Raw genomic sequence first — 22,223 nt, 5'->3', positions numbered from 1 at the left:
GCCCGCACCATGACCCGGACCTACCGCATCGGGCAGATCGTGCCCAGTTCCAACACGACCATGGAAACCGAGATCCCGGCCATGCTGCGCGCCCGCGAAGCGGTGCTACCGGAGCGCTTCACCTTCCATTCCAGCCGGATGCGCATGCACCGGGTGGTGAAGGAGGAGTTGGAGGCGATGAATCGTGAAGGCCTGCGCTGTGCCGCCGAACTTGCCGACGCCCGCGTCGACGTGATGAGCACGGCCTGCCTCGTCGCCATCATGGCGATGGGCTTCGGCCACCACCGCACTGTGGAGCAGGAACTGGCCGAAGTCGCCCGCGCGAACCACTGCGCGGCGCCGGTGATGACCTCGGCCGGCGCGCTGGTCGAGGGGCTGAAGGCGCTCGGCGCGCGCCGCATCGCCCTGATGGCACCCTACACCCGTCCCCTGACCGAACTGGTGGTGGCTTACATCGAGCATGAAGGGATCGAGGTGATCGACTGGCGCTGTTTCGAGATCGCCGACAACCTGGAGGTCGGCCGCCGAGATCCCATGCGGCTGGTCGAGGACGTGCGTTCGCTGAAGACGGCTGGGGCGGACGTCGTCGTCGCCTCGGCCTGCGTGCAGATGCCGTCCCTTCCGGCAATCCGCCCCATCGAGGAGATGCTGGGCATCCCGACAGTCTCCACGGCGGTCTGCACCGTGTACGGCATGCTCACCCGTCTTGGCCTAATCCCCGCGGTTCCTGGCGCCGGGGCGTTGCTGGAGGAAGGCGGATCGGTCCCGAGCTGACTGCCAAGGGCAACGTCAATTTGTTGATGCTGTGTAGATTCCGACTGAATGTTCTGTCAGCCTTCGCGTCATCCTGTTCGGCGACGCAGGGCGGACGTAGAGGATAACGTCCACTCTGGAGGTGATCGATACGGCTCTGTTGCAAAGCTTACCGGCAGGCGGCGCACGCACTTTCTGCCCGCTCGTCGAAAGATGCCACTCACCGCATCAATCGCCGGCGAGCCGGCGGCGGGCATAGGCGGCGGTGAGGTAGCGGCTCACCAGCGCCTCGAAGTCGGCGGCCTTCATCCCGCGGATTCCCATCGCCTCGAGCACCACGATCCGCTTGCGACGGTTCACCTTGTTGTAAATGGAAAAGCCGATCCGGTTGGGCAGAGGCGCCTCCTCATGCAGAGCCAGCACCAGCGTCAGCCGGCGCGATGTCGTCACCTGCATCCCGGCCACATCGGTCCAGGCGATTGCCTCCCGCAGCCGGGCCGACACCAGCGCGTCGGGGGTCAAGGTCATCAGTGGCGCCTTCGTCTTGTGGCGGACCCAGGCCGCGTGGGCCAAAGCGATGCAGACACCGAGGGCCGTCACCGCTCCAACGAATGCCGTCGTCCCCGAATCGTTGCCGATGCCGAGTGACTGCCCGAAGAAGATGCTGCCGATGGCAAAGGCGACGAACATTGCCGCGATGAACGCCATGGCCCAGATCATCGGCCTGCCGTTCTCGTAGAGCACCGTGTGCTCCTTCGGAACGGCGGCGGCGGCGGCCTCCAGCTCCGCCCGGTCCAGCCGGTGTGCCTCCCGCGCCTCGTCGAGGAACGCCGCCGTCAGAGCCTGACAAATCCCGCTCCAGTCGGCGAACAGCCGATGCGGCAGGCTGGTGTCTTCCGCAACCGGTCCGCGGGCAGCGCGTGCCAGCAGGCGCTCGTCGAGCTGGACGCCAAGGGTGCTGATCCGCAGGGCGGTCGGCGGGTGGCTGTCGGTCGGATGAGGCTGGCACTCTTCCAGATGCGCAGCGGGATCGGGGAGACCGCCTTCGACGCGCCGCTGGATTTCGGCCATCAGATCTGGCCCGGACGTTTCCGGGGCGGAGAAGGCATCATTCAGCGTCCCAACGATGGCCGGCGCCAGTGCCGCGCTGCGAATCAGCGCAAGGGGAACGCTCTCCGGACCGCTGACCAGACTGGCCCGGCGGTCAGCCTCCAGCTCGCGCTGCCGCCTGTGTTGGGCGACCGCGAGGTCGAAACTCTCGAGCGTGTGGAAGCCGAGATGCAGAGCGGGGGTGATCACGAAACCGCCGGTGCCGGAACGCTCGCCGAGCGCGGTCAGGGTCCGCCACAATCCGGCATGGATCGGGGCGAAGCGGCGGCTGTAGGTGGTATCCCCGCCCGAGAAATGGGCGAGTTCATGCCCGATGACCGCTGCGAGTTCGGTCTCGCCGAGCAGCGGCAGGCAAGGAGCCGGCAAATGAAGGGTACGGCCCTGCAATACCCGGTCTCCGCCGAGCGGCCGGACCGGCGCCTCGGTAACGAAGAAGCCCTCGGTCAGGCTGATCAGGATGCTGTCCGGCATCAGCGCCTCGTGCCGGACCGCCAAGTCCTCGATGAAACGCCAGAGGCCGGGCGCCTCGTCCCGGCTCACCACCAACCCACGGATGTCGAGCGGCTGCATGGTGTAGAGGTCGAAGACCCGGCGCAGTGCGATCACCGCCATCACGGCACTGTAGGCCGCGAGTGCCGCGAGCGTCACGGCAGCGGCGAAGAGTTTCATGCTGCCGGTCGACAAATGGTCCCAGAACCACAAGCTCGCCGCTTCGAACAGCGAAGCCGAAACACTGGCAATGCTGAGGCCGACGAGCACGGCGGCGAGCGCGAAGGGCAGGCCCCGCCTCAAGCGGTCGAAGTTCCGGACCAGGGCGTCGCGCGACTGCTGCGCCCGCAACGCCGCGACCCGTGCCGCCAGCAACCCGGTGAGCCCGGCAAGGAAAGCCAGCAGGCCGCCGGCCATCGTGCCCCAGCTCAACGGGTAGCGGATCAGTGAAACCTCGGTGCCATCGTCCGTTGTGTCGATGGCGTTGCGGACCCCGGCGATGGCCATCGAGACCGGCATGCGGCGGCCGTCCGGTCCGCCCATGGTCACGAAGGCCGACGGATTGTTCGCTTCAATCCGCTGGAGTTGGGCAAGCGCCTCCGGCAATTCCTGTCCGGCTTGCCGGTACTCGGTAAGCGTCGCGGCGGCCCGCTGCTCCTGCTTGATCCCGAGCGCCACAAACATCAGTGGAACGATCAGAAGCCAGACGGCGCGAAGAGCCCATAGAGGAAAACGAAAAGCACGCCGGGCGGTGCCAGCCGTTCCACCGGAAGCGATTGTGTCCGCCACGCCCAATCCCCCATTTATCGATGCATCGTGCGGAAGGATCGCGCAATGCGCGAAGCGGGGCCAGCCACCCGGAAGGGGTAGCGATTTCACGTCATTCTGTCATCCACCCCCTCACCCAGTCCGTTGAATTGTACGACACCTATCAAACAAAGGTGGCGGACTGCGGTTGGCGGATCAAGCAAGTCCTTGACCGGTTGAAGGCGGCGGCTCCAGAACCGGCCAAGCCGCTTTCTTCCCCGCGCAACAAGAGGCGGGGTGTCAACGCTCCAGCCTTCGATGTGCACAAGGATCTTCACGCGATGCTTGGCGTCGATCTGACGCAAATCCACGGGTTGGGTCCACATCTTGTGCTCAAGCTGGTTGCAAAACGTGGAACCGACCTTTCGGCCCGGCCGAACGCCAAACACTTCACCTCTTGGTTGTCGTTGGCTCCGCATAAAATGATTCCCGGCGGAAAAGTGCTGGCTTCACGAACCCGCCGTTCCGGCAACCGGGCGGCCTCGCTGCTGCGGTTGGCCGCCATCACCGTCGGGCGCACCGAGGCGGCGCTGGGGGGCTTCCTACTACAAGGAACGTTACCATCAGCGCGTTCTGACCAATCTCCAGAGGCGGGCCAAAGCGCTCGGCTATGTTCTTACGGAGGCCCATGCCAGTCCCGAAGCCGTGGGAGTTTCTTAGGAAAGTGGCGCAATTGCTGGAGACTTTGCCCGCCTCGACGGATTGCGGCGAGTGCAAGTGATGGCTGCCATTGAGAAGGCGGCTGCAAGGGTGGACGTCTCCACCGCCTGTCCGATGCTTGGCGTGCCGCGCGCCAGCTTCTATCGTCATCGTGACCGGCAGCGCCGGGTCGGTCCACCACCGCCATCCCGCCATCGGCCCTCTCCATCACGCGCGCTGAGCGGCGGTGAGCGGGATCGCGTGCTTGACTTGCTGCATGGCGAACGCGTCGTCGATGCCGCCCCGGCCCAGGTCTACGCCACGCTGCTTGATGAAGGGCAGTATCTGTGCTCGGTGCGCACCATGTACCGCCTGCTCGCCGCCAACGATGATGAAGTGCGCGAGGGTCGCCAGCAGTGCCGGCACCCGGCCTATGCCAAGCCCGAACTGCTTGCCACCGGCCCCAACCAAGTGTGGAGCTGGGACATCACAAAGCTGAAGGGGCCGGTCAAGGGCACCTGGCTGTGCCTATACGTCATCCTCGACATCTACAGCCGCGCCATGGTGGGCTGGACAGTGGCCTACCGGGAAAGCGCGGCACTGGCCCGAGCGGCTGATCCGCCAGACGGTACGCAAGCAGGGTATCACCCGCGACCGGCTGACGTTTGTGGGAATCCCTCGATTCAGATGCCTGTCAAACCGCTCTAGGCATTGCCATTTTACGCAGACGCCTGCCGGCTCAGCGCGTCCTTCACGTGGCCCAGCCGTTCGTGAATACCGAAAACGACGATCATGCCTTCGCAGGCAACGCGCCACATCAGCAAACCGAAAGCGGTTCCGGCCAAGGTGACGATGAAGGTGCCAACTCCTGCCGCCGCATCCCAACGCATCATGCCGAGTCCACCGATAGCCGAAACAACGCCCCCAACGGCGCCTCCAATCAGGCCAATCCAGTAGAGAACCTTAATAACTGGAATTGCGATCATGCGATCAAAAGAAAGAAGACTGGAGAAAATCTTGATCACCTTTAGATCTCCTGTTAAAAAGCCAGTTTTGTTGGTGAAGGGTTTACGGAAAAACTTGTTATTATTCAGTCCGTCGTCAGTTCCGAGGTTAGTCTGGACGAGATAATCATCGGTGCAATATAGACATTATGTCGCAGTCCGCTTGACTACCTTCTGCTCTCCGGTAGACGTGTGGACCGGCGTCCTGGCGATGGTGCGCAAGGGGCATGTCGCCGCCATTCCCACCAGCAACATGGCCGCCGAGACGACCTTCATCGCCCGTCTGTTCGGTGTGGCCGCCTGACGACGCCGACGCCACGACTCTCCGCGCCGACCGTCAAACATTGCAACGGAACCGAACCAGATGCTCGACCTCGGACGTCCGGACTCCAGCTCCAGACCGGCGGCTTGATGGGCGTTCAGGCGTCGTCCTCGTCGGAGGGCAGGGCTCTGGCGACGCGCACGATCCGCTCCAGATCATCAATCTCCGCATCCGACAGCTCTGAGAAGAGCTTGAGCCGCTTCTCCTTGCCAATCCGGTTGTTCTGCATCACCAGCCGCACCAGTTGCGCCGCCTTCCGGTTCGGCATGTCGATACGGTCCATCATCCCCTGCATCGCGCGGTCGAAGACCTCGACGAAGAGGACCTCCTCCTTGAGGTTGCGCCGCACGGTATCGATGATACAGCCGTACAGATACTCGGCCTTCGGCGTGGCATCGAAGTAGCGGTAGAGGTGGTCGGTCCGGTTCTGGGCGACGATGGCCGGACCGTCCTCGGATGCGCTGGCCACCCACTCCCAGTCGATGTGCGGTGTGATCGCACGTGAGAATCGCTCTAGCGACCCGTCGTAGGCCGCTTGGTTGCGCACGATGGCCGCCGAGACTGGGAACAGGATGCCTGGCGGGGTGAAGCCGGCTTCGTCCAGCGTGTGGTGGATCAGATAGCGGTGGATGCGTCCGCTACCGTCTTCAAACGGGTGGATGAACACGAAGGCAAAGGCGATCGCGGCGGCGGCCAGGACGGGGTCGATCTCAGCCCCCTTCAGCCGCGCGACCAGCCCTGCAAAGCCTGCCATGAGGGAGCGCACGTCTTCAGGCTTGGGGCAGATGAAGTGGATGATCTCCCGGTGCTCCGTCGAGGATTCGCCGACGAAGTTCTGGAAATCGCGCCATCCGGCCGCCGCATAGCGGTGATCGACGATGACGTTTTGCAACCGGGTCTGGTCGCTCTCGCTGGCCGGATCGAAGTTGCGGACCATCCGCAATGCTTAGATGAAGCGCTCTGACATTTTGCCACTTGAGGGTTACCCCTCGACGGCGAAGGTCTCCTTGGTTTCCTTAGTGTAGAGATCGTTGATCGCGCGGGCCAGGATCTGTGGGTCGCAGCCGCGGACCAGAACTGCGGCTTCCTCCCGGATGCCCGACCGGAGCAGCGCCTCGATCTGCGGCGTCCGGCGGATCACCGGGCAGAGGGAGGGGGTGCCGAGTAGGTTGTCGGTGACGCGGTGGCGCCGCGAAGGCCCGCCCGGTAGCACGATGTGCTTGTCCGGCAGCAGCGCGGGCGTATAGCGCGACGGCGCCGGCATCGGGGAGATCGAACTGCACGCCGGTGAGCCACTCGTGGAAGAACCAGGCGCGCCGGGCAAAGGTCCCGTTCGGCTCGCTCACCTTCGCGCAAGGTGTCTGGCATGCTGGGTTCCTGGGATCGCAAAAGGCTTCGCGACCGGCCGGCCGCCTGCGGAAATCTTCACGATCCTGCGAAAACTTCAAGAATCGAACGTCGTCCTCAAAAACCTTCACGCTGGCCCAGCCCTGGACAGCGCGGTCTGTCCGCGGCCATCCCGATCCTATGCCGCGGGCTGTTCGGGTGGACGAAGGGGATCGATTTGCAAAAGCTGTCGGACGACTGGTGACCATGCTGCTGCCAGAGCTGATCCTCGACCGACATGGTGAACTGGTATGCGCTGAGGTGGCTGGTGGAAACCGTCATGTCCGTCGCAAAGCGGAGGTGGGGCGAGGCTCTATCTGCCCGCACAGACCTCACGCAACGATCTCAGGCGTTGCTCAGAGGCGTCGTCTACAACGTCAACCGCCTTGTTCTGCTTGGTATTTCCGCCTGAGGCTTTAGCTTGCCATCGTTTCAGGAAAGTGGAAGGGCCGTCCACCACATCAGCTCAAGCGTCATCGGCTCCTGTATGCTGGCGCGGCACCAGGACCGCACTTGGTGCAAACCACGTCCGCCTCAACCGTAAGGATGACCAAAATGTCAGAAGCCGTCGACGCAAAGATCGCCAGCCTTCCCGATTGGCGTGGGGCACTCCTCACCCGCATCCGTCAGCTGATTAGGGACGCCGTCCCGGATGTCGTTGAGGATGTGAAGTGGCGCAAGCCGACTAACCCCCTCGGTGTGCCCACATGGTCGCATGCCGGCATCATCTGCACGGGTGAGACATACAAAGACAAGGTCAAGCTTACATTCCCCAAAGGAAGCATGCTCCAGGATAAGCACAGGCTCTTCAACGCTAGTTTCACGGGGGTAAGGCGTGCGGTCGATCTCATCGAAGGAGATGATCTTGATGAAAGAGCTTTCCAAGATCTTATTCAGGAGGCGGCGACTATGAACTCGGCTGTCGCGCGCGCCCGTTGACGAAGATGTTCGCAGTGGATGTTTTTGAGGGTTCTGTCAGCCTTCGCGCCAACTTGTTTGACGGCGCGGGGCTGACGTAGAAGATCATCTCTCCGTTGGGGGGACCGATGCGCTGCCCACACTGCTCTTCGACCGCGACGACAGAGCGTTCGGATTGGACGGCCCACGGCTACCGCCGCTTCCGCTGCCGGGAGTCTGGGCGCGGTTTCAACGAGCGTACCAGCTCGGTGCTGAACCGCCTGCAGCTGCCCTCCAACGTCGTTTTCCCAATCGTGCTGTGGCGGCTTTGATTCAAGCTGAGCCTGCGCGATCTCGCCTAAATCCTGCTCCTGCGTGGCTTGGTCTTCTCCCATGAGGCGGTGCGCGACTGGGAGACCCGGCTTCTTTCCACCCACGGCCCGATCCACACCCATTTTCAACTGCGCCGCCACCTCATCCCCACTTCCGAGTACCGCGCCGCCCGTACCCGCGCCTTCACCACATGGCGCGAGGCCACCGGCGCTGCCCAGGTCAGCTGACATGGGAGGCGAATGCAGGTCAGCTGACCGCAATTCCACTCCCCGCCAGCAACTTGACAACACCACTGGGCGGCCTACGATGCCGCGCTGCGCCGGCGGGGAGATCTGACGATCTGGGTGACGCCGGAGGCGATCGCCGCGCGGACGCCGCCCACCACGGGCCGAGGCGGCTGGCCAGCGCGTTACTCCGATATAGCCATTGAGACCGGGCTGGTGCTGCGGCTGGCGTTCGGTCGGCCGTGGCGCCAGATCGAGGGATTGCTGGGCTCGCTGATGCGCCTGCTCGGCCTGGACCTCCCGGTTCCCGATCCTTCGACGTTTTCCCGGCGCAGCACCGATCTGGCCGTCGATCCCGCCACCGGCGAGATCCTCGCCTCGGCATTGACGGGCAACGAAGAGGGAGACGCCTCGCTGGTCTGCTCACTGCTCGACCAGATCAAGCGCCCGATCGGCGCGGTGCTGGCGGACGGCGCCTGCGATGGCGAGCCCGTCTATCGCGCTGTCGTTGAGCGTGCGCCGGACGCCGAGGTGATCATCCAGCCGCGCGCGACCGCGTTGGTGAGCGGCACCGCCGAGAGCGCCCCCACCAAGCGCGACCGCCACATCCAGACGATCAAGGAGCGTGGTCGGCTGGGCTGGCAGCGAGCCGTCCAACACGGCAGGAGATCGTTGGTCGATGTGGCGATGCTTCGGTACAAGGTGCCAATCGGACGCAGCCTGCGCGCCTGAACTCTGCCCGCACAAAATGCCGAAGCCAAGGTCGCCTGAGCCGTCATCAATCCCATGACCAACCTCGGTATGCCAACCACCGGGAAGGTCGCCTGATCTCCATCGTCTCTGGGCGAAATCCGTCTGCAGGCCGAGTTCTGCACCAAAGTGCCGGGAAAGGGGCTCCTGCGGCCGAATTCACCTCGCTGCAACAAGGCTCCGCCAAACCTCATGAATTTTCCCGGCTAAAGGAACGCCCGGTGCGGATGCCTGACCCGGTTCAGCTTATCCTTGGCGTTGTTCAGCGAACACCTATCGCGCTCTCCTCCGACGGCATCGATTTGCTCGCAAAAATTCACTTCCAGCTCTCGAAGGAGACATGTCGTCTTACAAAGGGGCGGTATCTTGTCACACATGTACAGGGAATGGCTTCGAACGCGACACAAATGTAGTATTCGTCAATACCAGAGAGAAAAATAGTACATGCACAACTTCAATACGCGAAACCTCCCTCCGATAACTCCCATCTCCCATTGCCTAGCCCCGCAATCCTCACCATGCGTGCTATAAGATTGTAAGGCAAATCATCTCTCAAACGACGTGAAGACCTGAGGGCCGCAGATTGCGGGACCGTTCAGATGGTGGACTCGTTGCCCGGCAGGTGCAGCATATCGTGGGATGCCAAGATTATGCTGGACAGTACAGAGTATCACAAGCGGAGAAGAAACAATGGCTGGAGCACAAGAGTGCGAGCTTTACGATAAGGCTTCCATTGACCGCTCCATTCAGTCGATCAAGGGCAACGGGCCCAATTCGCTGGAGAGCCTCGTTAATGCCGGCATTCTCAATGGGAACCTGTCCGATGCGGAAAGCCGCCAAGCACCTTCAGTGGCTTTGGCCACCGGTACCTTTGACGTTTTTGTCGAAGCCTCCTTGATGCCACAGATCGCGGGGTCACTGGACGTCTACGCGGCGGACCTAGCTGCCGAGGGCTATGACGTCTCTATCCGGCCTTGGAACGGTTCCGCTATGGAACTACGTGATGAGTTGCATACGCAATGGGAGCAGTCCGGGCTGGAAGGCGCTTTGTTTGTCGGCAACATTCCCCATGTCGATTTCACCAGCGAAGACAATTGGGGTGGAGCGTCCCAAACAACCTATCCCCACGACTTGTACTTCATGGACCTCGACGGGACCTATATTCTGAACGAGCAGGGGCTGGACAGCCACACCGGCGATGTCGATTGCGAGATCTACGTGTCACGGCTTTCTGCGGATAACCTTCAGGGAATCATTGCCGGAAGCGAGGCAGACCTCATCAATTCGTACTTCCAGAAGGTCCACAACGTCCGTACGGGCGCTCTTCAGTATGAGGATCGTGCGATCTGGTTTGCCGATGACGACTGGTCTCCCTATGTCGGAGACCTGCAAAGCTTGGCATCGCTTTATAGTCAGGTCACAGACATCCGGAACCCCAGCGAGACAACGCTGCCCCGTTATATACAGGCGCTCGGTGAGAATGCCGAAACTGTGATCGAGCAGATCCACAGCTGGTCAGCGGGCCATTCGGTGAGTGGTGTCGACGGCGGGATTTTGACAAGCCAAGAGGTTGCTCAAATCGATAAACGCTTTGGCTTCCTGAATATGTTTAATTGTTCCAGTGCCGACTATACGACGGCGGACAACCTGATCGGCGCCTACGTGTTTGGGCAGGGCAATGTCGTCAATGCCGTTGGCAGTACCAAGACCGGCGGCATGCTGAATTTTGCGGATTTCTATTCTCCCCAAAGCAGTCTTGCCAATATGGGGCAGGCATTCAAAGACTGGTTCAACGCGAACCTCGCGCCAACTGACGCCCCATCGGATGATTGGAAAGTCGACTGGTTCTACGGGATGACCATGCAGGGGGATCCTACTCTGCGCCCGGCCTTGATTCCGTCCCAGACAGTCGATGTCATGGAACCCAATGATACAATCCAGCAGGCGGGGGACTTTACTGCCGAACTCCGACAGGAAAGAAAACTCTCGTTGAAGGGTTTCCTTGGCGACAATGCTGGCGTGGAGAGCCGGCCCAATGAGGTTGATTTGGTGAAGTTCCGGCTTGCACCGGGACAGCAGGTCATGATCGATACGGACGCTGTCAATGCCGGAGTGTCCAATCTGGACACGATCCTGCGCATATTCGACGATCAAGGCAATCAACTCGCCTACAACGACGATTCAGATGGGCTGGACTCGCGAATTACATTTACTGCGCCGGAACAGGGAACCTACATCGTCGGCGTCAGTGGTTTCGCGAACTCCAACTACGATCCAAACATTGAGGGCAGCGGTTCTGCCGGCTTCGGTGTGGGGCGCTATGTCCTGAATGTCGAGGCCCTCAATCAGGGCCGAACGGATCGGGTATTTGGAACGGCGGGGGACGACGTCATCAATTTGTTCGACGGGTCCATTACGGTGCTCGGCGGTGCTGGGAACGACCTTGTCGACTCCTCCCAGTCGCCCGGCTCGAACCGGCTGTTCGGAGGAGCTGGCAACGATGAACTGCTGGCCGGATCGCATGACCAACTGTTTGGGGAAAGTGGAGAGGATGTTCTCAATGCCGTGGCTGGTGGCGGTAGAAACCGGCTGTACGGCGGTCCCGATGGCGACGTCCTACTTGCTGGTGGGTCGGATTTGCTTTTTGGCGGCGATGGTGCGGACGAGCTGTTCGCCGGGGCGGGCGGCAGCACCATGACGGGAGGAGCGGGCGACGACCTGTTTTGGGTGACGGCGGCCGCCTTGCCGGACAGTCCGAACACGCTGACTGACTTCACGCCCGGCTCTGACATTATCGGCTTCGGTGGTCTGGGGTTGAGCCCTGCTGACATTCTCCAATCCTCGGTCGGGGAGGATCTTCTGCTCTCGGTGCGGCAGAGGGGCCAAGACGTTCCTGTCTTGACGATCAGCGGCTTCGGCCAACAGCGGTTGGGTAGCAGTGACCTCATTATCATCTGAGAGAGTCTGAAGGGTTTATCCGCAAGTCAAACAGTGCTCTCCGGTCAAGGCACCACCCTTATTTGCTGCGCATTTCCATAAAAATAATATACCGCGCGTATCAGCAAGAGGAGGGTTGAAAGATGGCGTACTTCGGAGGAAACGATTCCAACAACTTTTTTCGCGGTACAGATGGCAATGACATCTTTTCGGCCAAGGCAGGCAATGACACCGTCTTTGCGGCTTCGGGAAGCGATCTGATCTATGCACACGCCGGCAGAGATCTTCTGTACGGTGAGGGTGGCAATGATACGCTGGACGGTGGCGACGGTGCCGACACCATGGATGGGGGTTCGGGCGACGATGTGCTTTACGCCGGTGACGACGCCGCTCCCGACCGTCTGGCTGGCGCGCTCGGAAATGATACCTTTTGGGTGAACGGGCCGGAAGACACAGTCGTCGAATACGCCAATCAGGGCATCGACACTGTGCGGGCCAAATTCTCCTGGCAGCTCGGGCCGAACTTGGAGAATGCGACCTTGCAAGAGGTTGGGGCTTGGGCCAACGGAAGTGCAACGGGCAACGGGCTGAACAACCTTCTGGCCGGCAACAGCGGCAACAATAGATTGTATGGTCTGGCCGGCAATGACACCATCGACGGCTGGGGTGGCAACGACACAGTTTGGGCTGGCGACGGCAACGACCGGGTGGACGGCGGGACCGGAAACGACCTCATTTACGGCATGAACGGCCAGGATTCGCTGTTCGGCGGCGTCGGGGATGACACAGTTCGAGGCGGGAACGGTGTTGATTTTGTTGTCGGCAGCTATGGCGACGATGTGCTCTACGGCGGGAACGGCGGCGACAATCTCTACTCCTTCTACATGGGGGAGGGAGGTGATCTGGGCCATGACGTCTTCATTGCCGGCCCGGGTGATGACACCATCCTTGACGGTACCCTCCGCAACCCTCCATTCAGTGATCAAGGCGACGTTTTCCTTTTCCAGAAGGGTGCGTCCGGCTTCGGGAATGACCGGCTGGAAATGTTCAATCAGCAAAACGACCAGCTCGTCTTCAGTGGCTACCGCAGCCAGGACCTGTCCGGTCCAGTGAGGCTCACCAGCCAGCCCTATATGACGCCTGGGCAAGAATATTGGCAGGCCGACTTTTCCTTCCGCGACGGTTCCGCCCTGCACGTCACAGGTGTATCCATCGGCGCGCCACAGATGTCTCTGGGCAGCCAATACGTCTTCGCCGGGGCGAATTGGGAGCGGAGAGCCGCCCGGAACGACTGGGCTGGCGTCTTCCGCGACAAGCCGTCGGGTGGGGGCGCCGCGCTGTTCGCAGGCACCGATGAGGCGCACGGCGGCGAACTTTGGAGCACGAATGGCGCCTCTGCGCATCTGATCAAGGATATCGCGCCGGGGATGGCCTCCTCCACACCTTCCAATCTGACCGCCGTGAATGGCACGGCCTACTTCACCGCCAACGATGGCGTGCATGGAGCGGAGTTGTGGAAGAGCAACGGAACGGCGGCCGGAACGACGCTCGTCAAGGACATCCAGCCTGACAATTCAATGTCGCCGCCCGGCCAACTGACCCGCGTTGGCGACACGCTCTACTTTGCGGCGGACGATGGCATTCACGGAAACGAGCTTTGGAGGAGTGATGGTACGGCGTCGGGCACCATGATGGTGTCAGACATATGGGCAGGTTCCTCGTCGTCCGCTCCCGGCACATTTGCTTCGGTTGGCAATACGCTTTATTTCGCGGCAAAGGACGGAACGCACGGGGCAGCGCTCTGGAAGAGCAACGGAACGACTGATGGAACGACCCTGGTTAAGGACTTCATACCGGGAAGCGTTGATTCGATGGCGCCCTATAATCAGGCACCGGACCATTTGACCGCTGTCGGCGATTTCCTCTTTCTGACCGCACGAGATGGCGTGGGCAATGACACGGATCTGTGGAGGACCGATGGCACTGAGGCCGGGACCGTTAAGCTGAAGGGTGGCATTACCGAAGAACCGCGTGTGGGCATTTCCATCGATTTGGAGCCCATGGGAAACCGGCTGTACTTCAACGCCGGATTCGAGCTGTGGACGTCCGATGGAACGACGGCTGGCACGCGGAGAGTGAAGGAGTTTACCTCCATGATGGGCGCCAACCCCACCGATCTGACTGCGGCCGGCAACACGCTGTTCTTCCAAGGGTACGATGGGGTGCACGGGATGGAGCTGTGGGCTTCAGACGGGACGGAGACGGGCACACGTATGGTCAAGGAGCTACGTCCCGGCGAACTTGGCGCCCAGATTTCCAATCTCACTGCTGTCGGTGACCAAGTCTTCTTCACCGCAAATGACGGCACCCACGGCTATGATCTGTGGATGAGCGACGGTACCGCCAATGGAACCAGGATGGTCAAAGACGTCACTGACGATGACGCTTGGACTGCTCCCAGCGCCCTGGGCACGGTTGGTAAAACACTCTTCTTCAATGCTACGGACAGTCAGCAGAACCAAGTGGTGTTCTCCTTCAACACTGACACCTCGGACTTGGTACGGATTGGCAGCGCCACACCCGTCCAACTGTCTTACGATCCTTATAGCTCTCATAATCCAGTTAACATTGTCTCGCTTCTAACAGGCTGCTGAAAGACTACTGGAGATGAGCCTTAATTCTGGATCAAGTCGCCATGATGGATGCTGTTTTCAATTTCGAGGCTTCTATCCTCGGCCAATTCGGCCGTGTCGGAGCCGCAGATGAAATCATCTCATCGCTGTCCTCGAACTCGAAGGAGACGATCCTGACGCCGGTCTCGCCCTCCAGGCCGGCCTGAGGGGAACCGAACAACGGACGATTTCGGCACCGGCTATTCCTCGCTGTCGCAGCTCAGCCGCTTGCCCTTCGACGTGCTGAAGATCGACAAGAGCTTCATCAGCGCGCTCGCCACCGATCCCAGGCAGGAATCGCTGCTGCGCGGCATCGTCGAACTGGCCCATCGCATCGGGCTGGAGGTCGTCGCCGAAGGCATCGAGACCGAGGCGCTGCTGTCGGCTGCCGGTTCTACTGCGCTTCCGGCGCCATAAGAACGACCGACGGGAAATACGAACGGTAGCGTTTGGCATCGCGGGTCAGCAGCGGCAGCCCGAGCACGGCGGCATGGGCGCCGATGAAGAAATCCGGCAGCACGCCCGAACGGGCGCCGCCCGCGGTGCGATAGCGGCGAAACGCCTTGCCGGCCAGGAACAAGGCTTCGCGCGGGAGCTCTTCCATGGCGATCCCGGCCTCGTCGAGCAGATCGTCAAGGTCTTCGATCCGGTCAAAACCCACCGACAGTTCGGCATAGACCACGTCGTTGATGATCAGCGGTCCCTTGACGGCGGCATCGTCCAATTGCCGGATGGACCAGTCCGCCCAAACCGGATCGTTCGTCACGAGATCGAGCAGGACATTGGTGTCGACCAAGGTCATCGGCGGTCAGTCCTCGCCACGCGTCAACGCCATGATCTGGTCAGTGCTCAGGCCCGCGGTGGCGCGGCCCCGCAGGCGCTCGAACCGGCTCTTTGCCGGAAGCGTTCGGTCCGCCGGTCTCAGAATGACGCGCCCGTCCTCCGCGATCTCGAATTCCACGGCACTACCGGGACCGAGACCCAGACGATCGCGGATGGGTTTGGGAATGGTGACTTGCCCCTTGGTGGTGAGCGTCGTGGCCATGGCCGCCTCGGTAATACCAGTGCGATGCTAAGTATTACTTAGCGCGTTCCAGGGCCTTCCGCAAGCGAACCGGGCTGGGCTGCCAACACATCCCGGACGTCGTGGAAGGGGCCGAGGCGCTGCTGTCGGCCGCCGACTCGGATTGGCGGTGGTTTAAAAATCCGGCGTTCCGATGTCGTAGGCATGGTCGGCCACCCAGTTACGGAACGAATCCTCGGTCATCGTGCCGGCGGCAAGTGCAAGAATGATGTCGGCAGCCTCACGTTCTGAGGCATCCAGTTCGAACCCATTGAGACCGAGTACGAGCCCGAGAGTGATGAACGCGGCACGCTTGTTGCCGTCCACGAATGGATGATTGCGGCAGACGCTGGCGCAGACCGCGGCGGCGAGGTCGAAGATGGTCAACCGCCCGTCACCATAGGCCATGAGCTGGAACGGCCGTGCCAACGAGGCCTCCAGTGCTCCCAGATCGCGGATGCCGGGTGCTCCGCCATGCTCAGTCAGAAGCTCGCCATGCAGATCGAGCACCGCCTGGAGCGGCGGGTTGACGTAAGGACGGCCCTGGATGGTGGGTTCGTCCATGGAGATTACTTGGACAGAATGTCCATGGTGCGGCGGTAGCGCGCGGCAAAGCGTCGGCCTACATCCATGGCATGGTTGTAGGTATCGTCAGCCTTGGCAATTTCGATCCGCCCGTCGCGCACTTCGACGGCCACCTCATCGCCACGGTCGAGGCCAGCCGCCGCCAGAACCTCCCGCGGCAGCGTGAGACCCGTTGAGTTGCCGATCCTGGTGAGCTTTGTGGTGTGCACGGACGCCTCCTCACAGTCAACGCATTATGTAATGACGCTTGTTATTACGTCAAGGCCCATGGGCTGCCGTTTCGCAGGAAACGACCACCGCCCAACTGGCTTCCTGCGCTGTCATCCCAGGCATGGAGCGTCATCCGAAAGAGCCAAAGCCTGCAGCTCGCGGACCAACCCGTCGACCAATGCCGCCGAATCCTGGGGGCGGAACAGGGCGCCGGCATATTCCAGCCGCAGGACCAGCGTGTCACGTGGCACCACCACCAGGGTCAGCGGATAGCTCATCCGCCCGCGGTTGCCGACCTCGCGGAAGGACAGGGTTGCGCGTTCGCTTTGCCGCAGGGCGGCGTCAACCGGATAATTCTCGAAAATCATGATGCTGTCGAAGGGGGCGGAGGCCGGGTCGGTCCAGCATTGAAGGGCTGGCGGCGGCGCATGCTCGTGTTGACGGGCGGCGATGTTGGCGGCCAGCAGCCCGCGCAGCCAGTCGTCTTCACGGTCTTCTTCGTGGGTGCCGACCTCGACCACCTCGTGGACCAGCGGCAGGACGCCCACCAGCAGGCCGGTCACCTGGTCGATCCCCGGCATCTCGGCGGACCGGCCGGACATGACGGCGCCGAAGCCGACCGTGTTCTGTCCGCACAGCCGGGCCAGAAGCCGCAGCCAACCGGCCTGGATCAGCGTGTTCAGCGTTACCTTCCGGGCGCTGGCGAAGCGCAGGAGCTGCTGCACAGCCGCCTCGTCGATGATGCGCTCATCGGCCCCATCCGGCCCGGGTTCATCCGGGGGCGGCAGGATGGCGGTCAGGCGGGTGGGAGCCGGCAGGGCGGCGAGACAGGACCGCCAATGGGCGTGCGCGGCGGCGCGATCCTGCGCCCGGCTGAGCGCCTGAGTCCAGGCGACCAGATCGCGGACGCGCACTGCCGGCGGGGGCACCGGCTCCCCATCGTAAAGCCGCAGGATCTCGCCCAGCAGGCGCGACATGCTCCAGCCGTCGAGCAGCGCGTGGTGCCAGGTCCACAGGAAACGGTGGGTGGAGGGGCCGGTGCGCGCCAGCGCGACCCGCATCAGGGGCGCCTCGGCGAAATCGAAGCCGCGGCCGTACTCGTCATCGCACAGGCGCAGCCACGATTCGTCGGACTCGGGTTCGCCGCACCAGTCGAGCAGGGTGAAGGGTAGCTCCGCGGTCTTGCGCACGACCATGACCGGCTTGTCGACGCCGTCGCGCACCAGGGCGCCGCGCAGCACGTCGTGACGGGCGATCACCGTGCCCCACACCGCCGCCAGCCGATCGACGTCCAGCCCGTCGATGGCCGCCCAGACCTGGACGGTGTAGGCCCGGGACCGCGGGTTGGCGAGGCCGTGATGCAGCATCGCCGACTGCATCGGAGTCAGCGGCAGGATGTCGGCGATGGCGGGGGCGGGCACCGGCAGGGCATCGATCTGCGCTTGGCTCAGCGGGACGAGCGGGAAATCGGACGGGGTCGCCTGACCCGCCTCGACGCCGGCGCAGTGGGCAGCCAGCTCCGCCAATGTGGCCCGGACATCGTCCATCAGGCCGGCGATTATTCCGTCGGAGAAGAGGGCGCGGCTGGCACGGGCCTGCAGGACCAGTTCGCCGGCCATCACCTGCCCGTCGATGGAGATCATGGCGCCCAGCGGTGCATCGGGATCGGTGCCGGCGCCGCACTCCTCGAGGGCCGGACGCCAGGGAGCGTCGTCCGCGGCATCGAACTGGCCCAGATAGTTGAAGGAGATGGCCGTTGGCGTGCTGGACAGGGCAGCACGGGCCTCCGGCGGTCCCAGATGGCGCAGCAGGTTGAAGCCGATGCCGCCATCGGGCACCGCGCGCAGCGCCTCCTTGACGTGGCGGATGGCGCTGTCGCACGAAGCGGGCGGTGCAAGACGGACGGGATAGACGCTGGTGAACCAGCCGACGGTTCGGCCGATGTCGATGTCCGGGAACAGTGCGTCGCGCCCGTGCCCTTCGACATGGACGGTCAGGGCGTCGCGTCCGAAGCGGCGGGTGGCCGCAAGGGCGACGGCGGTGAGAAGAAGGGTGTCGATGCGGGTGCGATAGGCGGCAGACGCATCGGTCAGCAGCCGGCGGGTCTCCTTGCGGTCGAGCCGCAGGCTGTGGGTGACGGCATGCCGCCGCGTGTTGAGCGAAAGCGGGCCGATGATCGGCAAGGCCGGCGTGTCAAGCGCGGCACGCCAATGGTCCAATTGGTCGAGGAACTCGGGCACTGCGTCGGCCAGCCGCCGCGTCCACAGGGCGAAGGGCGTGCCGGCGGCGGGCAGCCGGTCCAGCAGGCAGGGACCCTGCAGGGCCGCCGCCAGCTCCTCCAGCAGGATGCGCCAGGAAACGCCGTCCACCACCAGATGATGGGCGACCAGGAACAGCCGCTGCCGGCCGTCGGCCTTGCGGATCAGCAGCGCCCGCATCAGCGGCCCCCGCGCGAGGTCGAGGTCGCCCTGCAATTCGTCGCACAGCCGCGTGACGGCGGCATCGTCGTCGGCCGTCGCCTGCTCCAGCGGGATGGTGGCCGGCCCGTCGGCATGGGTCTGCGTCCAGCCGCCATCCTGCTCCTGGCTGAAGCGCAGGCGCAGGGCGGCATGCCGGCCGGCAACCATGGCGAGAGCCGCCGCCAGCCGGCCGGGGTCGACCGGCGTCGTCGCGGCGAGCAGGACCGACTGGTTCCAGCGGTTGCGGTTGGGGATCGGCTGGTCGAAGAACCAGGACTGGATCGGCGCCAGCGGCGAGGGGCCGGCGGGAGGCTCGGCGACAGCCACGGTCGGCGCCGCTTCCTCCGCCACCACGGCCAGGGCGGCGATGGTCTGGCGTTCCAGCAGCTGCTTGGGCGTGATGCGCAGGCCGGCGGCGCGGGCGCGGGCGACGATCTGCAGAGCGATGATGGAATCGCCGCCGATCTCGAAGAAATTGTCGGTCACGCCGACCCGTTCGGCGTTCAGCGCGTCCCGCCACAGCCGGGCCAGCAGTTCCTCGACCGCGGTTGACGGGGCGACCTGCGCGTCCGATTCCCAGCGCGGCGCCGGCAGTGCGACGCGGTCGAGCTTGCCGGTCGGCGTGACCGGGATCGCGTCCAGCACCATCAGCCGCGCCGGCACCATATGGGCGGGCAGGCGCCCGGCCAGCGCCGCGGTCACCGCCGCCGGGTCGGGACGGTGGCCGGCGGCCGGCACCAGATAGCCGATGAGCCGGGTGACGCCGTCGGTTTCCTGGGCGATCACCACCGCCTCGCGCACGCCGGGTTCGGCGGCGAGATGGGCCTCGATCTCGCCCAGTTCGATGCGGAAGCCGCGCAGCTTGACCTGATGGTCGCGCCGGCCGAGGAACTCGACGGTTCCGTCCTCACGCCAGCGGGCGAGGTCGCCGGTGCGGTAGTGGCGGGCGCCGGGACCGCCGAACGGGTCGGGGAGGAAGCGTTCGGCCGTCGCCGCCGGGCGGTCGAGATAGCCGCGGGCAAGCCCGCTGCCGCCGATCCACAGCTCGCCGGTGACGCCGATCGGCAGCGGGTTCAGGTCATCGTCGAGGATGTGGGCGCTGCGGTCGCCGACCGGCCGGCCGATCGGCACATAGGAGGACTCGGGAAGGCTGCTGCCGTCGCCCTTCCACACCAGCGGCGTCACCACCGTCTCGGTCGGGCCATAGCCGTTGATGGCATGGCGGGGTCGCAGACTGCGGAACAGCCGCTCCAGCCCGGCGCGGGGCATCGCCTCCCCACCGAAGGAATAGAGCTGGACCCGCGGTGGCTCGCCGCCCTGCTGCTCGGCCCAGGATGCCAGCTGCTGCAGGTATTTGGGTGGGAAGCCGGCATGGGTCAGGCGATGGCGGCGGATGGCGTCATAGGTCTGCTCGGCGGTCCACAGGCTGTCGTCGCGCAGCAGGATGGCGCCGCCGGCCGCCAGGGCGGTCATCCAGCGCTCGTGCGCGCCGTCGAAGGTGAAGGACAGGAAATGCAGCTCCCGGCTGTCCGGTCCCATGTCGTAGACGGCGGCGGTGGCGACGCAATGCATGGCGAGCGGGCCGTGCTCCACCGCCACGCCTTTCGGCGTCCCGGTGGAGCCGGAGGTGTGGATGACATAGGCGAGGCTGCGCGGGTGGATCGCCACGCCGGGGGCGTGATCGGGTTCCCCGGCGGCGTCCTGCGGGGAGATCGTCGTCACGCCGTCCAGTGGGGTGGCGGCGATCAGCAGCGACAGGCCGGCGGCGTCGCGGATGGCGCGCTGTCGCTCGGCCGGGTGGCTGGGGTCGAGCGGCACGAAGGCGCCGCCGGACTTCAGCACCGCCAGAAAGGCGACGATCAGTTCGGGCGAGCGGGGCAGGCAGACGCCGATGCGCCGCTCCGGCCCGGCGCCCCGCGCGATAAGCCGGTGGGCGAGGCGGTTGGCGCGTCGGTCCAACTCGCCCCGGCTCAGTACGCCGTCGCCGAACAGGACGGCGGGGGCGTCCGGCCGTTCGGCGGCGAGGCGGGCGAGCAGGATCGGCACTGGATCGGGCGCCGCTCCGGTCCAGCCGGGGTCGCGCGACCAGCCGGCAATCGCGCGGATCTCCTCCTCGCTGCGCGGGTCGAAGGCGCGCAGCGGACGATCGGGATCGGCGGCGACCTGGACCAGCAAGCGCTGCCAGCGCCGCAGGATGCGCGCCGCCGGACCGGCCGCGCCGCGATGGGCAAGGCGGACGAGGATCGACCCGTCGGGCCGCCCGCTGCCCGCGAGGGCGATGTCGAATTTGGCGGTGCGGACCGGCAGCTCCAGCGGCTCAACCTCCAACCCATCGAGTCCGTCGAAGGTCGTTGGATCCGGGCGGTGGTCGAACATGACCTGAACCGCCGGGCTTGCGCCATGCTCCGGCCGGCCGGCTTCAAGGATGGCGTCGAGTGGAAGATCCTGGTTGTCCTGAGCCTCGCCTACCAGCCGGGCGATGTCGCGCAGCCAGTGCCGGAAAGGCTGCGACGGCGTGACGCGCAGGCGCAGCGGCAGGGTGTTGACGAAGCAGCCGATCGGCCGCTCCGCCTCCGGTTGCCGGCGGCCGGCGACCGGGATGCCGACGATCAGATCGTCCTGTCCGCTCATCCGGCCCAACAGCAGGGCATAGGTGGCCAGCAGCACCACGAAGGGCGTGCAGCCTTCGCTGGTGGCCAGCCCCTTCAGCCGGCCGGATAGCTCTGGGGAAAGGATGGCGGTCTGCTCGCCGCCTTCGTCGCTGCCACTCTCGCTGCCGGGCAGGTTCAGGCGGGCCGGCGCGCCGGACAGGGCATCGCGCCAGAAGGCGGACTGGCGGTCCGCCTCGCCGGCGTCGAGCCACGCGGCCTGCCAAGCGGCGATGTCGGCATACTGGACCGGCAGGCCGGGAAGGTCGGGAAGGCGGCTTTGGCGGGCCGCGCGATAGGCCGCCGCCACGTCGGCCATCAGCAGCCCGATGCTGGCGCCGTCGGCGGCGATATGATGCAGCGTGACCACCAGCCAATGGTCGTCGGGCGCGATCCGCAGCAGGTCGGCGCGCCAGGGTTCCGCCCGCTCCAGGTCGAAGGGGGCGGCGGCAAGCTGTTCGGCGAGGCCTTGCGCATCGGCCGGACGGCCGGACAGCTCGTGCCGGCCGAGACGGAACGGCCGGGGCGGCAGCGTGACCGTCCGCAGCCGGCCGTCGCCGTCTTCCCGGTAGACGGTGCGCAGGATGTCGTGCCGCTCGGCGACGGCGTTCAGCGCGGCTTCCAGCGCCGCCGCATCCAGCGCACCGCGCAGCCGGAACACCCCCGGCATGTGGTAAGCGGCCGATGCCGGATAGAGCCGGTGCAAGGTCCACAGCCGGCGCTGCGCGGGGGAGGCCGGCGCAGATGCCGACGGATCGTCGCGACGGGGCACCGGCAGCCGGGAAAAGGCGATGCCGCGTGCCCGCAGCGCGTCAAGGAAGGCGCGCCGCCGTTCCGTCGGCAGGCGGGCGAAGCCCAGCGCGATGTCGTGCAGGGTAGGGGCGAGCGTGTCGGCCATGAACCGGAACCGTCCGTGTCGTGAAAGGGGGGAACCG

19 protein-coding genes and 2 pseudogenes are annotated in these 22,223 nt (G+C 64.4%); 11 read left to right on the top strand and 10 right to left on the bottom strand.

Going from position 1 to position 22,223, the window contains the following annotated elements; genetic code table 11:
* Positions 1–9 precede the first annotated feature (9 nt).
* On the top strand, positions 10–774 hold the full coding sequence (locus ACCD06_RS21995; protein WP_413343516.1) for an Asp/Glu racemase: 765 nt from the start codon (positions 10–12) through the stop codon (positions 772–774).
* Between the two features lie 207 nt (positions 775–981).
* Here the strand turns inward: ACCD06_RS21995 and ACCD06_RS21990 are convergent, their stop codons facing one another.
* Positions 982–3,036 (bottom strand): M48 family metalloprotease, encoded by a 2,055-nt coding sequence (locus tag ACCD06_RS21990; protein WP_413343514.1) that lies wholly within the window; start codon positions 3,034–3,036, stop codon positions 982–984.
* Between the two features lie 191 nt (positions 3,037–3,227).
* Positions 3,228–3,470 carry a hypothetical protein gene (locus tag ACCD06_RS21985; RefSeq protein ID WP_413344089.1) on the bottom strand — a complete coding sequence of 81 codons (243 nt, stop codon included), beginning with the start codon at positions 3,468–3,470 and terminating at the stop codon, positions 3,228–3,230.
* On the opposite strand from ACCD06_RS21985, the gene ACCD06_RS21980 reads away from it, so the two are divergent.
* Both ACCD06_RS21980 and ACCD06_RS21975 read left to right on the top strand, forming a co-directional pair.
* Positions 3,441–3,893, top strand: coding sequence for a transposase (locus tag ACCD06_RS21980; RefSeq protein WP_413344075.1), 453 nt, complete (start codon positions 3,441–3,443; stop codon positions 3,891–3,893). The genes ACCD06_RS21985 and ACCD06_RS21980 overlap by 30 nt on opposite strands.
* Positions 3,865–4,410 (top strand): annotated as a pseudogene (locus ACCD06_RS21975) (DDE-type integrase/transposase/recombinase); the annotation flags it as partial. The gene ACCD06_RS21980 and the pseudogene ACCD06_RS21975, both read left to right, overlap by 29 nt.
* Before the next feature lie 107 nt (positions 4,411–4,517).
* On the opposite strand, the gene ACCD06_RS21970 reads toward ACCD06_RS21975, so the two are convergent.
* The 3 genes from ACCD06_RS21970 to ACCD06_RS21960 form a co-directional block, all read right to left on the bottom strand.
* Positions 4,518–4,823 carry a DUF4282 domain-containing protein gene (locus ACCD06_RS21970; RefSeq protein ID WP_109072875.1) on the bottom strand — a complete coding sequence of 102 codons (306 nt, stop codon included), beginning with the start codon at positions 4,821–4,823 and terminating at the stop codon, positions 4,518–4,520.
* A gap of 398 nt (positions 4,824–5,221) precedes the next feature.
* On the bottom strand, positions 5,222–6,061 hold the full coding sequence (locus tag ACCD06_RS21965; RefSeq protein WP_413343511.1) for a Fic family protein: 840 nt from the start codon (positions 6,059–6,061) through the stop codon (positions 5,222–5,224).
* Between the two features lie 45 nt (positions 6,062–6,106).
* Positions 6,107–6,388: a hypothetical protein gene (locus ACCD06_RS21960; protein ID WP_413343509.1), complete on the bottom strand. Its 282-nt coding sequence runs from the start codon at positions 6,386–6,388 to the stop codon at positions 6,107–6,109.
* Between the two features lie 360 nt (positions 6,389–6,748).
* On the opposite strand from ACCD06_RS21960, the gene ACCD06_RS21955 reads away from it, so the two are divergent.
* From ACCD06_RS21955 to ACCD06_RS21920, 8 genes and pseudogenes are all read left to right on the top strand, one after another.
* Positions 6,749–6,922 (top strand): transposase, encoded by a 174-nt coding sequence (locus ACCD06_RS21955; RefSeq protein ID WP_109072879.1) that lies wholly within the window; start codon positions 6,749–6,751, stop codon positions 6,920–6,922.
* A 143-nt stretch (positions 6,923–7,065) separates the two neighbouring features.
* Entirely contained in the window at positions 7,066–7,449 is a 384-nt protein-coding gene (locus ACCD06_RS21950; protein ID WP_413343506.1) for a DUF1801 domain-containing protein, read from the top strand.
* Between the two features lie 338 nt (positions 7,450–7,787).
* Positions 7,788–7,967, top strand: a complete 180-nt coding sequence (locus ACCD06_RS21945; RefSeq protein WP_413343504.1) for a hypothetical protein — start codon at positions 7,788–7,790, stop codon at positions 7,965–7,967.
* Between the two features lie 63 nt (positions 7,968–8,030).
* Positions 8,031–8,735, top strand: a pseudogene (locus ACCD06_RS21940) (transposase); the annotation flags it as partial.
* A gap of 669 nt (positions 8,736–9,404) precedes the next feature.
* Positions 9,405–11,672, top strand: a complete 2,268-nt coding sequence (locus ACCD06_RS21935) for a pre-peptidase C-terminal domain-containing protein (protein ID WP_413343502.1) — start codon at positions 9,405–9,407, stop codon at positions 11,670–11,672.
* Between the two features lie 122 nt (positions 11,673–11,794).
* Positions 11,795–14,305 carry an ELWxxDGT repeat protein gene (locus tag ACCD06_RS21930; RefSeq protein ID WP_413343500.1) on the top strand — a complete coding sequence of 837 codons (2,511 nt, stop codon included), beginning with the start codon at positions 11,795–11,797 and terminating at the stop codon, positions 14,303–14,305.
* 41 nt (positions 14,306–14,346) lie between these two features.
* The gene (locus tag ACCD06_RS21925; protein ID WP_413343498.1) at positions 14,347–14,490 is read left to right on the top strand and encodes a hypothetical protein; all 144 of its coding nucleotides are present in this window, start codon (positions 14,347–14,349) and stop codon (positions 14,488–14,490) included.
* Between the two features lie 61 nt (positions 14,491–14,551).
* Positions 14,552–14,740, top strand: coding sequence for an EAL domain-containing protein (locus ACCD06_RS21920; protein WP_247871339.1), 189 nt, complete (start codon positions 14,552–14,554; stop codon positions 14,738–14,740).
* Here ACCD06_RS21920 and ACCD06_RS21915 read toward each other — a convergent pair.
* The 5 genes from ACCD06_RS21915 to ACCD06_RS21895 form a co-directional block, all read right to left on the bottom strand.
* Entirely contained in the window at positions 14,718–15,125 is a 408-nt protein-coding gene (locus tag ACCD06_RS21915; RefSeq protein WP_413343496.1) for a type II toxin-antitoxin system VapC family toxin, read from the bottom strand. The genes ACCD06_RS21920 and ACCD06_RS21915 overlap by 23 nt on opposite strands.
* A gap of 6 nt (positions 15,126–15,131) precedes the next feature.
* Entirely contained in the window at positions 15,132–15,368 is a 237-nt protein-coding gene (locus ACCD06_RS21910) for an AbrB/MazE/SpoVT family DNA-binding domain-containing protein (protein WP_109072883.1), read from the bottom strand.
* Positions 15,369–15,521: 153 nt separating this feature from the next.
* Entirely contained in the window at positions 15,522–15,950 is a 429-nt protein-coding gene (locus ACCD06_RS21905; protein ID WP_136702789.1) for a type II toxin-antitoxin system death-on-curing family toxin, read from the bottom strand.
* Between the two features lie 5 nt (positions 15,951–15,955).
* On the bottom strand, positions 15,956–16,180 hold the full coding sequence (locus ACCD06_RS21900; RefSeq protein WP_109072885.1) for an AbrB/MazE/SpoVT family DNA-binding domain-containing protein: 225 nt from the start codon (positions 16,178–16,180) through the stop codon (positions 15,956–15,958).
* A 111-nt stretch (positions 16,181–16,291) separates the two neighbouring features.
* Positions 16,292–22,186, bottom strand: a complete 5,895-nt coding sequence (locus ACCD06_RS21895; protein ID WP_413343493.1) for an amino acid adenylation domain-containing protein — start codon at positions 22,184–22,186, stop codon at positions 16,292–16,294.
* Positions 22,187–22,223 lie beyond the last annotated feature (37 nt).

The organism is Azospirillum sp. CT11-132, from assembly GCF_047302835.1.
Classification (GTDB): Bacteria; Pseudomonadota; Alphaproteobacteria; order Azospirillales; family Azospirillaceae; genus Azospirillum.
The sequence above is the reverse complement of the archived record's forward strand: the minus strand, read 5'-3'. Positions and strand labels throughout refer to the sequence as shown.

Bases quoted from the DNA above. Each gene is read 5' to 3' on its own strand.
- ACCD06_RS21950 (WP_413343506.1), top strand. From the start codon at position 7,066: ATGTCAGAAGCCGTCGACGCAAAGATCGCCAGCCTTCCCGATTGGCGT.
- ACCD06_RS21960 (WP_413343509.1), bottom strand. From the start codon at position 6,388: ATGCCGGCGCCGTCGCGCTATACGCCCGCGCTGCTGCCGGACAAGCAC.
- ACCD06_RS21895 (WP_413343493.1), bottom strand. From the start codon at position 22,186: ATGGCCGACACGCTCGCCCCTACCCTGCACGACATCGCGCTGGGCTTC.
- ACCD06_RS21995 (WP_413343516.1), top strand. From the start codon at position 10: ATGACCCGGACCTACCGCATCGGGCAGATCGTGCCCAGTTCCAACACG.
- ACCD06_RS21905 (WP_136702789.1), bottom strand. From the start codon at position 15,950: ATGGACGAACCCACCATCCAGGGCCGTCCTTACGTCAACCCGCCGCTC.
- ACCD06_RS21915 (WP_413343496.1), bottom strand. From the start codon at position 15,125: ATGACCTTGGTCGACACCAATGTCCTGCTCGATCTCGTGACGAACGAT.
- ACCD06_RS21990 (WP_413343514.1), bottom strand. From the start codon at position 3,036: ATGTTTGTGGCGCTCGGGATCAAGCAGGAGCAGCGGGCCGCCGCGACG.
- ACCD06_RS21925 (WP_413343498.1), top strand. From the start codon at position 14,347: ATGATGGATGCTGTTTTCAATTTCGAGGCTTCTATCCTCGGCCAATTC.
- ACCD06_RS21980 (WP_413344075.1), top strand. From the start codon at position 3,441: ATGCTTGGCGTCGATCTGACGCAAATCCACGGGTTGGGTCCACATCTT.
- ACCD06_RS21910 (WP_109072883.1), bottom strand. From the start codon at position 15,368: ATGGCCACGACGCTCACCACCAAGGGGCAAGTCACCATTCCCAAACCC.
- ACCD06_RS21965 (WP_413343511.1), bottom strand. From the start codon at position 6,061: ATGGTCCGCAACTTCGATCCGGCCAGCGAGAGCGACCAGACCCGGTTG.
- ACCD06_RS21930 (WP_413343500.1), top strand. From the start codon at position 11,795: ATGGCGTACTTCGGAGGAAACGATTCCAACAACTTTTTTCGCGGTACA.
- ACCD06_RS21955 (WP_109072879.1), top strand. From the start codon at position 6,749: ATGGTGAACTGGTATGCGCTGAGGTGGCTGGTGGAAACCGTCATGTCC.
- ACCD06_RS21935 (WP_413343502.1), top strand. From the start codon at position 9,405: ATGGCTGGAGCACAAGAGTGCGAGCTTTACGATAAGGCTTCCATTGAC.